Genomic DNA, 11,936 nt, shown 5'->3' with positions numbered 1-11,936 from the left:
TCAAGAGGGAGGAGTGACCCCTTTATAGGTCGGTGACGCGGCCGGAAGGGCGGGTGCTGTCTTCCCCTCCTCCCAAAGCCGTTTCTCGATCGCCGCCAGAAGCGGGCCGAGGCTCTCCGGCTGGAGCGCCGAGATGGCGATCGCGCCCCCGTACCGCTCGCAAAGGGTCGCCACCGTTTTCGGATGAATCCGGTCCTTCTTGTTGAAGACAAGGAGCTGCGGCGTGTTTTCCAAACCCAGCTCGGTCAGGATTTTCTGGACGGTCTGCATGTGTTGCTCGAAATGAGGGTTGCTGATATCGATCAGGTGGATCAACAGATGCGCATCGCGCAGCTCATCGAGGGTCGATCGAAACGCGCCGAGCAGATCGGGCGGAAGCGACTGGATGAAGCCGACGGTGTCGGTGATGATCACCTCCCGCTCGCGCGGAAAACGAAGACGGCGGGTCGACGTATCGAGGGTCGCAAAGAGAAGGTCTTCGGTCTGAACGTCGCTCTTCGTCAGGGCGTTGAGCAGGGTTGATTTTCCGGCGTTGGTGTAGCCGACGATCGAGAGGATCGGGATCGAATGGGCCACCCGCCGCACCCGCCGCCGCGCCCGCGCCTCGGCCAAAGATTCCAATTCCCGCTCCAGCCGCGCAATCCGATCGCGCGCCCGTCGGCGGTCGACCTCCAGCCGCGTCTCTCCCGGTCCTCTTCCGCCGATGCCGCCGGTGAGGCGAGACAACGCCGTGCTCCGCTCGGCGAGCCGCGGGAGGCGGTATCGAAGCTGCGCCAGCTCCACCTGGACTTTCGCTTCCCGGGTCTGCGCCCGCTGGGCGAAGATGTCGAGGATCAACTGGGTCCGGTCGAGCACCTTCATTTCGGTGACCTCGCCGATCGCCTTTACCTGAAGCGGGGTGAGATTTTGGTCAAAAATCAAAAGATCGGCCCGCTGTTGGAGCGCCTTCATCACCACCTCTTTGAGTTTCCCCTCGCCGAGGAGAAATTTGGGGTGAAAGCTCTTCGGACGCTGGTGGATCCGATCGATCGGGACCAGCCGGGCGGAGCGGGCAAGCTCCGCGAGCTCATCCATCGAGGCCTCCTGATCGATCCGGGGTTGATTCGAAACGCTGATCAGGATCGCCTTCTCCTTCCGGCCGTCGACGGCGCGCGTCCTCTCCCCCGAGTCAAACTCCGCTTCAAGGGCGGAAAGGAACGATCTCAACGGCAGGTTCAATTGATGGATCGAGACCGGCGGATGGATCTCATAGATCTTTTCATCCGGATTGGGCGGAAGAAGGTGGGCCAGGTAGACCGTGCCCGGAAGCCCCTCCTGAACCACCCCGACGGCGGCGATCAGATCGAGCCGAAGGAGGGCGAGGTCGGTCAGATCGTCTTCATTCAACGGCTCGTTCTTCAGATGGGTATGAACGAGGCGCACCCCCCGGAGCCCCCGCTTCCCGAAGCGAAGCCCGGTCAGATCGGGGATCTCGATCTCCCGCTCGTTTCCGACGAGGACGGTATAGATCTCCCCCTCCCGTCCCGCCAAGATGCCGATTTGTCTTCCGATTTCGAAGGAAAGGGCCGTCATCAGCCGCGCAATGTCGGAGGTGACGACCTGGTCTGATTTGATTTTCCGTCGGCCGATCTGTTCCAGCCGTTTGATCTGCTGCGGTTTCAAGCCGCTCGTCGTGCCGTAAATATTCGTTGGGGCCTCCTTTTCGAACTTGAACACGCACGCGCGTCGCATTCCTCGCAGCGAAGGTTAGACGCGCGAATACAAATAGAGTTTTCCATCCTTTCGGGTCGAAGATTCCCCGCAGCTTGCTGCGGGGAATCTTCAATTTAATATAACATTTTTCTTTTTCCAAATCGATTGGTATAATAGGCCCCTTGTTAAAAGAGGAGGCCTTATTGCGGTTGACCAGACAATTGTTCTTCGTGGGGGGTGTCATCTTTTTTTCCATGTGGGTCGGCCTCAGCGGCTGTCGGCGACCGGAAAATCAGCGGCCGGCCAATCCGCTTCCGCCGGTCGAGTTGGTCTGGAGCACGACCGGGGAGAATGCCACCTTCTCCCGATACGGCTCGGCGCTGGCGACAGGAGATGTCAACAATGACGGCTTCCCCGATCTTCTGGTGGCGGCCAACTCCTTCAATACCGGCCGGGCCGATGCGGGGAAGGTCTACCTGCATCTGGGAACCGCTTCGGGGCTGTCCGAAACGCCTGCCTGGAGCAGCAGCGGCGACAATATCGAAGGGGCCTACTTCGGCGCCTCGCTCGCGTTGGCCGATCTGAACGGGGACGGTTTTGCCGATGCCGTCATCGGAGCAAGCAATTACCGCAAGGGGGAGAAGGGGGCCTTCACCGGACGGGTCTATGTTTATCCCGGAAGCGCTGCGGGGCTTTCGGATCAGCCGATCTGGGCCTTATCGGGCGATGAGCAGACGGGGGCTTTCTTCGGGGCTTCGGTCGCCTCGGCCGGGGATGTGAACGGAGACGGCTTTACCGATCTACTGGTCGGGGCAAGCGGTTATGCCGACAAAGATCTCTCCGTCGGAAAGGCCTATCTTTACATGGGGGGGGAGGAAGGGCCTTCCCAAAAGCCGGCCTGGACCGCGATGGGGGACCATGCCCCCGGCTCCGGGTACGGTCTTATCGTCAAAGGGGCGGGGGATATCAATCACGATCATTATGACGACATCCTTGTCGCCGCCCCCCGCCTCACCGGAAAGGTCTTCCTCTATCAGGGCTCTTCGCGGGGTCCGTCCGAATTTCCGGTCTGGAGCTCCTCCGGCGACAACCAGGGGGGGGCGGCATTCGGTCTCGGGATCGCGCCGCTCGATGTGAATGGGGACCGCTTTCGCGATCTGGCGATCGGCGCTTATTTCCAGGACACCCCCGGCCATACCGATGCCGGAAAAGCATTCCTCTTTCTCGGGTCCGCGTTCGGGATGTCGAAGAAGCCGGACTGGAGTTCTTCCGGAGAAAACCTGATCGATGCCAAATTTGCGACGAGCATCACGGCGCTCGGTGACGTCAATCACGACGGCTACGACGATCTCCTCATCGGCTCGAAGCAGAAAGAGAATGACCAGATCCAATCGGGCAAGGTCTTTCTCTATCTTGGCGGCCCCAAAGGCTTCGGAGAAAAAGCGGCCTGGACCGCCGACGGTGAAAATCAACAGCAGGCCCTCTTCGGCGAGGCGGCGGCCCCGATTCGATCGAAAGCGTTCAACGGGTTTGTCGTCAGCGCGCCGACCTATTCCGCGGCGGAAGATCTGGAGCGGACGGGGAAGATTTATCTCTATCGCGTCCAATCCGCCAAGTCTTCTCCTTAAACTTTAGCAGCCGGCGGGCCTCTCCCATCCATATGAACCAATTTGCATACTCTCCGCAATGTTCATCAGCGTGAAGAAAGTTGCACGCGCCTCTTTCGAGGCAAATCGTTCCGATCGAATGATTCAACGCACCCTCCAGATTTGAATCTCTATTCATTACAAGCGATTCTCCGTTCTTGACCTAGAGGCACCCCTCTTGCATCCCTTCTTATATCGGTGCGGTTGCGCGGATCCTCGATGGGAGCGAAACAGTTGAAGGGGGTGATCATCCTTCTGATGGTTATCCTGGCTCCGGATATTGTCACGGCGGCCGCCGTGACTTCCGGACAATCGGGTCCCTGGTCTTCACCGGCGACATGGGTCGGCGGCGTCGTTCCGGGCGACGGGGATGAAGTGGTGATCGCCGACGGCCATGCCGTCGAGATTGATCGGGACATCGGGAGCGAGGGGCTCGGATTGAAAATGCTCCGCGTCGGAACCCACAACGGCTCGGCGGCGAGGCTCTTCTTCGACGGGCGCAACCGATCCGGTGCGGTGACCCTCCGATTCGCGAGCCGCGGAAAAGACCGGGGAGTCGATGCCTTCGGCATTCACTTTTGGGGAAGCGTCGACCTGCAGGGGACCCTGGAGCACCCCCTGGTGATCGAGCCGGTTGTTCAGGATGGAAGTGCGGTGACGTTCATTCAAAAAGATCCGGGCAGCAGCCGCGTCGACCTGATTCTTCGCGACGTCATCCTCCGGCGGGCCGGCGATGAGCAGAGCGCCGGGATCGACGTCCGGGGGGCGAGCCGCACCGGAGAGCGGGTGATTATCGAAGGGAACCGCTTCGAGGGGTCGGGTCCGATTCAACTCGCCGGCGCCGACGGCGGCGGCGCGACGATCTCCCTGAGCCGAAACGAGGCGGTCGATCATCGGGGATCGTTCGTCCAATTTCGGGCCGGGCGAAATCTGCTGATCGATAAAAACCGGATCACCCTCGCTGCTTTTCCCGCCGGGGCGCCGGGACAGGCGGTCATCGACGGCACCCAGGGAGACGGGGTCGGAGGGGGGATTCGGATCGAGGAGAACACGATCCTCGGCACGATCGACGCCGAAAGCGCGATCCACCCGCGCCGGTATGCGATTTGGCTCAACGGTTTCCCGGACTCTGTCGTGGCCGGTAACCGGGTCGCCGCCTGGGGGGTCTCCTACGGGTTCGAAGAGGGGGTCGCCGTTTTGGGGGGCGCGGGCCGGGGGGGGAATACCCGGATCGACCGGAACAACATCTCCGGCACGATTCACGGCGTCGGCATTCATACCGTTCGGACCGACAACAGCGGCATCGAAGTGACCCGGAACCGGATCTTCGACAACCGCAACGAACATATCTTTATCTCGGAGGGGCATCAGATCCGGATCGTCAACAACCTCCTCTACGGAACGCTTCACAGCGGCCAGGCCGGCATCCTCCTCTACAACACCGATCAGGTCGAGATCGTCCACAACACGCTCGATGGGACCCCTTCGATCTCCACCGCGGGAATCGCCATCGGAAATCAGGGAATCGGCGTTTCGCACGGCGTCGTCATCAAGAACAACATCCTGACCCGTTGGAACAAAGCGATCCAGAACCGGCCGGCCGGGAACACCTTCCGGGAGGCGGCCTACAACCTCTTTTTCGAGAATGTGAAAAATTATGATCTCGAGCCGATCGACGGGGCGGGAGCCGGCGATGTTCTCGGCGATCCGAAGTATGTCGACCGCTCTTCCAGCGACTATCATCTCCAAACCGGCTCGGCGGCGATCGACCGGGCCGATCCGGCCGGCGCGCCGGCGGAGGATATCAACGGGCAGGCGCGCCCGGCCGGCGCCGGATTCGACATCGGCGCCGACGAGTACCGGGAGCCGGCATCCGCCGATTTGGCGGCGGCGGTCGGCGCCTCCCCCGAGCGGGTGATCGTCGGCGGTCGGCTGACCTATGTCGTCACCGTGACGAATCATGGCCCCGCCATGGCGAATGAAGTGGCGGCGACCGTCACCCTCCCTTCGGAGATCGCCCTCCTTTCCATTCAGACCGATCGAGGAAGCTGCGATCCGGGGGGGATCTGCCCTCTCGGGGAATTGGAGAGCGCCGAACAAGCGGTCATCACCGTCGAGACGACGGCCGTCGCGGCCGGCCTCCTCAACGCGACGGCTCGGGTCGCCGGACGGGAAGTCGACCCCGACGCCGGCAACAACACCGCTTCGGCGGAAGCGGCGGCGGTTTCGGGCGGCGACGGCGGCGGGGGAGGACCGCCCATTCCGTCCCCTTCTCCCCCTTCTCCTCCTCCTTCCGACTCGACCGGTTCGTCCCGATACGGATTCGGTTGCGGGGCGGTTCAGCCGGTCTCCGGCGACCGGGGTTTTCGCCGATCCGATCTGGGCGATCTCCTTCTCCTTGCATGGCCGCTGTTCTTCCTTCTTTTCAGAAGATCGAAAAGGTTGTTCTCTCTGCTTCCCCGGAATGCGGTATGGGTCGGAGGCCTTCTCCTGATTCTCCTTCCGCTCGAAGCGGGAGGGGCGACGATCACGTCGACCCAGAGCGGTCCCTGGTCATCGACATCGACGTGGGCCGGAGGCCGTGTGCCGGGGGACGGAGATGAGGTGATCATCGCCGACGGACACAGGGTTCAGATCGACCGGGACATCGGCACGAGCGCTCAGGGATTGAGGATGCTCCGGGTCGGCACCCGCAACGGATCCGACGCGGTATTGAAATACGACGGCGCCGCGGCGGCGCGGGGGTACACGATCGTCTTCGGAAGCACCGGAAAGGTGGAGGGCCAGGACGCGTTCGGGATTCGGTTTTTCGGAACGGTCGATCTGCAAGGATCGGCGGCGAAGCCGCTGGTCTTGGAGCCGAGATTCAAAGACGGCCGGGCGATTACGTTCATCCGCAAGGAGGGGGCGAGCACCGAGGTCGATCTGACGCTGCGCGGTCTCACCTTCCGATTTTTAGGGGATGGGGAGCGCGCCGGGATCGATGCCTCAAATGGGTCGCGGATCGCCATCAGCGAGAACACGTTCGAGCAGTCGGGCTTCATCCAACTGGCCAGCGCGAATGGGACGGCCGGAGCGGGGAATACCAGACCGGTGCTTGTGAGCGGAAACACGGCGGCCGGACAGAAGGGGTCGTTTGTGCAGTTCCGCGCCGCCCGCGGGATCGACATTCTCCAAAATCAGGTCACGATGGACTCCTTCCCGGCCGGCGCGCCGGGCCAGGCGATCATCGACAGCATCGAGGGTGATGGAGTCGGGACCGATATCCTGATCGAGGGGAATATCCTCATTAGCACGATCGATGCCGAAAACCCCACGCGCCGCCTCTTCGGGATCTGGTTGTCCGGGGTGACCGACTCCATCATCCGTGGAAATCGGATCTCGGCCCAGGGGGTCGCCTATGGATATGAAGAGGGGATCTCGATTCTCGGAGAGGGAAACAGCGCAAGGGATAATCGTGTAGAGGGAAACATCATTTCAAATACGATCCATGGGATCGGCATCCATACCGGCCGGTCGGGCAATCCGGGGATCATCCTTACCCGGAATGAGATTTTCAACAACCGGAACGAGCATATCTTTATCTCCAGCGGTTATCAGATCGAGATCGTCAACAACATCATGTATGGGCCGCTTCATTCGGGTCAGGCGGGGATTCTCCTCTATAACACCGATCAGGCGAAGGTGGTGAACAATACCCTGGATGGAACGCCGGAGGTCTCCACCGCCGGGATCGCCATCGGCAACGCGGGGATCGCGACCTCTTTTAATGTGGTCATCAAGAACAATATTTTGACCCGGTGGAACAAGGCGATTCAGAACAGGGACAGCGGCAACAGCTTCAGGGAGATCGGCTACAATCTTTTCTTCGAGAATGTCAACGATATCGACGACCTGGCCTCCAACGCGGGCTCCCAAATCCCGAGCGATCGGACCGGCGATCTCTTCACCTCTCCGGGATATGTCGATGCCGCGTCGCGAAAATATCACCTCCTGGCCGGATCGTCGGCGATCGATCGGGCCGCCGCCTCGAACGCGCCGGAGGTCGATTTCGACGGGCAGGCCCGACCCTTCGGAGGGGGCATTGATATCGGCGCCGACGAAGCCTCTTCCGATGCGCCGCTCCCCCCCTGTTCGGGATCGGGGTGCGGCGGGGGAGATGGCAGCGGCAACCCGACCGCCTCTTCCGAGGGGGAAAATTCGGGGGGATTCGGGTGCGGGGCCATTCAGTCCCGCGCTCCGAGAAAAACGTTCGATCGATCCCATCTGGGTGACCTGCTTCTTCTTTCCGTCCCGTTCTTTTACTTTCTTTTCATGAGAAGCGCGGCTCATCCTGTCAGACGGAGGGGTACATAAAGAGGCCATGGGTGAGGATGAGCCGATTGGAGGGCCTTCCGTTCAATGTGAACTTTGGGGGAGAAAGGAAACATCACGTTATGAAAAAGCAACCGTTCTGGATTTTGACAATGATCCTTTTGATTTTGCCCCAGCTCGGCTGGGCTCAGGAAGACGGGCGGATCGAGAACACCTTTGGAATCGGTCCTCGCGCCGGTTATTACAAGAGTAAAGATGCCGACGAGGGGGCCTGGTACGGCGGCGTGCAGGCGCGGTTTCGTCTCGGAGAGGTCATCGGCCTCGAATTGGCGGCCGACTACCGCTCGGAGGAAACCTTCGAGGTGGACGCGCCCGGGTTCTCAGGGGAGATCAACCAGCGCTCCTACCCGGTGACGGCGTCGCTTCTGGTTTTTCTGCCGGTCCTTCCCCATTTTTCTCCATACATCGTGGGGGGGGGAGGCATCTATTATACCAAGATCGATTTCTCGGACAGCATCGAGGACCTCGGGTTTGAAGACCGGACCGAGCGGCCCTGGGGCTGGCACGTCGGCGGCGGGTTGGAGGTCCCGTTCACCGAGACCGTGGCGATCAACGCCGACGTTCGTTATATCTTCATGGATCCGGAGTTCGGCGATGAGGGCGGTACCGATCTCGACGAGGACCGATCGGTCGACGGCTGGGTCGGCACCGCGGCCCTGATGTTCTACTTCTAGCGTTCATCCCCCCTCCCACCTCATCGAAGGGGCCGGCTTTGCTTCGGCAGGGTCGGCCCCTCCTTCCTCCAGCCAATTGCAAACTGATCGATCGGAAGGAACAATCCCTATTCCCGATTTCAAAGAAACCGTCTGGTTTTTATCCGGAGGGTGTGGTGGAGAGGGTGGAAGCTAACTCCGTTTGATTACCGCGAAAATACCCCAGACGATCAACACCAGGAGGACAAGGTTCAGGAGCATGCCGAAGAGCATTGATGGCCCCTTTCGTTTAAAGGTGAGGGTGATTTTAGGGTGATTGTAGAACGGGAGGGGGAGATTTTGCAAGCGCTGAAAAGGGCTATATGAAGACAATCGTTTTGTTTCCGTGAACAAGGACCCGGTCTTCGACGTGCCAGGTGACGGCGCGGGTCAGCACCGTTCGTTCGACGTAGCGGCCGATGCGCCGGAGATCTTCGACCTCCTTGCGGTGATCGACCCGCTCGACGTCCTGCTCGATGATCGGGCCGGCGTCCAGCTCCTCCGTGACGTAGTGGGCGGTGGCGCCGATCAACTTGACCCCCCGCTCATACGCCCTCGCGTAGGGATCGGCGCCGACGAAGGCGGGGAGGAAGCTGTGATGGATGTTGATGATCCGGTTCGGATAATGTTTGATGAAGCCGGGGGTGATGATCTGCATGTAGCGCGCGAGGACCACCAGATCGACCTTTCCCTCCATCAAGGCAAGCTGCTTCCGCTCCGCCTCCTCTTTCCGGCTCTTATCGACCGGGACATAATGAAACGGAATCCCCCACGTCGCTACGGTCTGCTCCAGGTCGGGGTGATTGGAGAGAACCATCGCGATCTCGGCCCTCAGATCGCCCGCCCGCCGGTGCCAGAGGAGCTCGAAGAGGGCGTGTTCCGCCTTTGAGACAAAAATCGCCAGCCGCTTCACCCGCCCCGCATACGCGAGCCGCCACGCCATCTCGAATGTGGCGGCGATCTGAGAGAAGGCCCGCTCCAACGCCGGGCCGCGCTGCTCCAGTCCCGAAAGCTGAAACTCCACCCGCATAAAGAAGATCCCGCCGGTCGGATCGGTCGAGTGTTGATCGGAATCGATGATGTTGGCCTCTTGCTCGAAGAGAAAGCGGGAGACGGCGGCGACGATCCCCGGCCGGTCGGGGCAAGAGATCAACAGCCGGCCGATGTCGCCGTAACCGTCCGAGATCGGCGGCCAGAAAGAATGGAGGGGTTGTTTTTGGTCCATCCGGGCCTCAATGATGGAAAATGGAAATCGATGTGATGCCAGCGGATCATAGGTTACCAGAAAAAATGGTCGGAGACCAGAAAGAAGAATCGCGACGCTTGGAAGGTAAACGGAATGTAAACGAAATGTAAAGAGAGATACAGATCGAGGTTTAAAAAAAGGTTAAGCTAGACCCAACTTCCGAACTCGCCGCGGCGTTTTATCCGGCGGCATGACCGACGGACGTTCACAACGACTTGCAGATGAGGATCTTTCAGAGGGAGGGTGAGATGGGGTTGAAGTTTGAGACGTTGGGGAATGCCACATTGCAGCTGTTTGAAGAGGGGAGGCCGGTCCTTGCCACCGATCCATGGCTGAAGGGGACCGCTTATTTCGGGAGCTGGGGGCTGGATCACCCGCTGACGGAAACGCAAATCCGGAACGTCGTCCAGTCGCCGTATCTCTGGATTTCTCACGGCCATCCCGATCACCTCCATCCCGAATCGATCGAGATGCTCTCGCGGAAGTCGCTTATCCTGCTGCCGAATCACTATCACCCGGAGATCCGAGAGTCGCTTGAGTCGAAAGGTTTTCGGGTCGAAGTGCTGCGATTCAAGGCGTGGACGCGGCTCACCCCGACGGTCCGTGTGATGTGCCTGGAGAATATGAATCAAGACGCCATTTTAATCGTCGAGGCGGGGGACGCGCTGATCGTCAATCTCAACGATTCCCCGTTGCACGGCGAGGGACCCTTCCTGAAGACGTTGATCGCCTCCTATAAAAAGTCGTTTCTTCTGGCCCTCTGCAGCATCGACGCCGACATGATCAACATTGTCGGCGGACGGGGAGAGTCGCTCGCCCCCCCTCGTTACGAGTCAAAACGGAGCGCCGTTTGGGAGCTGGGGGACCTTTGCGCCTTTCTGAATGTGAGCCATTTCTGCTGCTTCTCCTCGCAACACCTCTATGTCCGTCCCGATTCGATCTGGGCGAATCCTTACCGGATCGGCTGGGAAGAGATGCAACGCCACTGGAATGCCCCCGAGACGAAGTTGATCGAGCCGTTCGTCACCGTCGACCTAACCGACGGTTCGGTCACGCCGAATCATCCGGCCCACCGGCCCGACCTGAGTTCGATCTCCACGGAGACCGGCGAGGATGACTGGAATGAAAAGATGTCGAAAGGGGATTGGGAGGCGCTGGAGCGGTTCGTCCGCCGCTTTCGGCTCCTCAAGCGCCACGTCGATTTTATCCGGTTTACCGTCGCCGGGGAGGCGCGGACCTTTTACATCGATCCTCGGCGTGCGAGGGGCGGGAAGGATCGGCGGGGAATCCATTTTATCGCCCCGCGGAACTCTCTGATGAAAGCGGTGGAGTACGGCTACTTCGACGATCTTCTGATCGGAAATTTCATGAAAACCGAGCTGATCAACACCCGCCTCTATCCTCACTTTACGCCGATCGTGGCGAAGCTCGGCGGGAATGCGAAGGTCTTCACCCCCCGCGAGCTCTGGCGGTTTCGCGCCCATTACTTCCGGCTCTCTCCGCGAGCCTACATCGCGCACCATCTGCAAATGCAGTGGGTTTATCAGTGGAAGCCGCGGCTGCGCGGCGCGCTGAAAGAGGCGGGCCTTCTCGATACGGCCAAGCGGGCGATGCGCCGGGCGCTCGGTCTCCCCATGCTGCCGGCGAAGGCCGATCCGGAACCGCTCGGGGAGACGCGATTGCGCGGAACCGACCCGGGGCTTATCCGCCCGAAAGCGGATCGATGAAACCGACCTGCGCCGATGTTGTCTTCGTGTAGGGGGGTGAAAGGATGGGAGGGTGCGGCTTATCGCGGCTTTCTTTTTAGAATGTCCGCGAGGCGACGCTTGGGAGGCTGGGCCCGATGGCTTTGATACCGGAGGCGCGTTCCATGTGTGAGGGAGAGGGCGATTTCTTCGGCGGCTAATTCCTTCGGAAAGTAGGTGCCGGAGACCTTGGCCCCGTTCAGGCTCGCTCCTTCCAGGTTGGTTTGGGATAAATCGGCGCCGCGCAGATCGGTCTGGAGAAAATAGCTGCCGCTGAGATCGAGCCCTTTCAGATCGACCTCGCGCAGGTCAAGCCCGCCGAGGTCGGAATCGGTGAGATCCATCTTCTCTCCTTTGCGTTTTCTTGCGTTGAACTCGTCGATACGGCCTTCCCGCAAGAGGCGATAGAGGGGATCTCGGTTGTCATTGATCGGTTTTAGCGACAAGCGCGACGTCTCCTTCCAGGGCCGGAACCCCGGTTTCCATCGAGACGATCCCTGTGAGAGGGATCCTTCTAATATAGAGAAGTATACTCCCGATT

At 60.5% G+C, this 11,936-nt stretch carries 7 protein-coding genes; 4 read left to right on the top strand and 3 right to left on the bottom strand.

Translation table 11 applies throughout. The annotated features are described in order from the left end of the window. Positions 1–1,716 (bottom strand): GTPase HflX, encoded by a 1,716-nt coding sequence (hflX, locus tag MNODULE_RS13940; RefSeq protein WP_320412469.1) that lies wholly within the window; start codon positions 1,714–1,716, stop codon positions 1–3. Positions 1,717–1,895: 179 nt separating this feature from the next. Here hflX and MNODULE_RS13935 point away from each other — a divergent pair, with 179 nt between their 5' ends. The 3 genes from MNODULE_RS13935 to MNODULE_RS13925 all read left to right on the top strand — a co-directional run bounded on the left by MNODULE_RS13935 (position 1,896) and on the right by MNODULE_RS13925 (position 8,386). After that, entirely contained in the window at positions 1,896–3,320 is a 1,425-nt protein-coding gene (locus MNODULE_RS13935; RefSeq protein ID WP_168060794.1) for a VCBS repeat-containing protein, read from the top strand. A gap of 237 nt (positions 3,321–3,557) precedes the next feature. Continuing rightward, positions 3,558–7,694 (top strand): right-handed parallel beta-helix repeat-containing protein, encoded by a 4,137-nt coding sequence (locus MNODULE_RS13930; RefSeq protein WP_168060792.1) that lies wholly within the window; start codon positions 3,558–3,560, stop codon positions 7,692–7,694. A gap of 80 nt (positions 7,695–7,774) precedes the next feature. After that, on the top strand, positions 7,775–8,386 hold the full coding sequence (locus MNODULE_RS13925; protein ID WP_168060790.1) for an outer membrane beta-barrel protein: 612 nt from the start codon (positions 7,775–7,777) through the stop codon (positions 8,384–8,386). A gap of 337 nt (positions 8,387–8,723) precedes the next feature. Here the strand turns inward: MNODULE_RS13925 and purU are convergent, their stop codons facing one another. Further along, on the bottom strand, positions 8,724–9,629 hold the full coding sequence (gene purU, locus MNODULE_RS13920) for a formyltetrahydrofolate deformylase (protein WP_168060788.1): 906 nt from the start codon (positions 9,627–9,629) through the stop codon (positions 8,724–8,726). A 269-nt stretch (positions 9,630–9,898) separates the two neighbouring features. Here purU and MNODULE_RS13915 point away from each other — a divergent pair, with 269 nt between their 5' ends. Continuing rightward, entirely contained in the window at positions 9,899–11,377 is a 1,479-nt protein-coding gene (locus tag MNODULE_RS13915) for an MBL fold metallo-hydrolase (RefSeq protein ID WP_168060786.1), read from the top strand. Positions 11,378–11,436: 59 nt separating this feature from the next. Here the strand turns inward: MNODULE_RS13915 and MNODULE_RS13910 are convergent, their stop codons facing one another. Beyond that, positions 11,437–11,841: a pentapeptide repeat-containing protein gene (locus MNODULE_RS13910; protein WP_238339489.1), complete on the bottom strand. Its 405-nt coding sequence runs from the start codon at positions 11,839–11,841 to the stop codon at positions 11,437–11,439. Between the last annotated feature and the right edge of the window lie 95 nt (positions 11,842–11,936).

The sequence above is a fragment of the Candidatus Manganitrophus noduliformans genome, from assembly GCF_012184425.1.
Classification (GTDB): Bacteria; Nitrospirota; Nitrospiria; order SBBL01; family Manganitrophaceae; genus Manganitrophus; species Manganitrophus noduliformans.
Note: the sequence above shows the minus strand (reverse complement) of the source record. Positions and strands in the feature narration are given on the sequence as shown.